This window comes from Mesorhizobium sp. P5_C1 (assembly GCF_054049815.1).
In genome coordinates this window covers 1-561 of record NZ_JBFULQ010001390.1, presented here as the reverse complement: position 1 = coordinate 561, position 561 = coordinate 1, and the positions used below count along the sequence as shown (strand labels likewise).

The 561-nt window shown below is 60.2% G+C and carries 1 pseudogene; it reads right to left on the bottom strand.

Annotated elements, in window-relative coordinates:
• Positions 1-322 (bottom strand): annotated as a pseudogene (locus tag ACXJ7R_RS35970) (hypothetical protein); the annotation flags it as partial.
• Positions 323-561: the final 239 nt, after the last annotated feature.

Below are 561 nucleotides of genomic sequence, written 5' to 3'. Positions count from 1 at the left end.
CCGAAACTTCGCCCTTGTCGCCAGCCTTGTCTTCGTCGACCCGGTTCTCGGCCTCAAGGTAAGGAAGCGGCTTGCCGGGATCGGCAAGGTACATCACGATCATTTCGTGAACTGTGTCCTTGGAGTCATTTTTCACATTGAATGTGACCTCCCCGGCCTTCACCGCGCCGGGCAAAGCCTTGATGCCCATGGTCGCTTTGGCGATGTCGAGTCGTTGTGTTGCATAGGCGAGCCCCATTGCCATCTCAGTGCTCGCGCCCTTGTCCCACAGCGATATCTGGACAAGCGAAGCGGCCTGGACGGCGCCGGCACTGCCGGCCATCAATATTGCCGCAGCGAGCCCGAACGCTGCCCTTCTCGATATGCTTTTCATGACTCGGGACGGCAGCAGAGGCGCTCTACATCCCCGTCACTATCCCGTTCATGAACGTCCCCCACCGTCCTTGCGCCATATCAAACCGCGCGCCGTCATTCGCGCCCTGCAACCATAGACAGCCGCTCGACCTGTGAACCTGCGCGATCGGTTCGGCTCTGACGCGCCGGCCAGGGAATGGGATATTC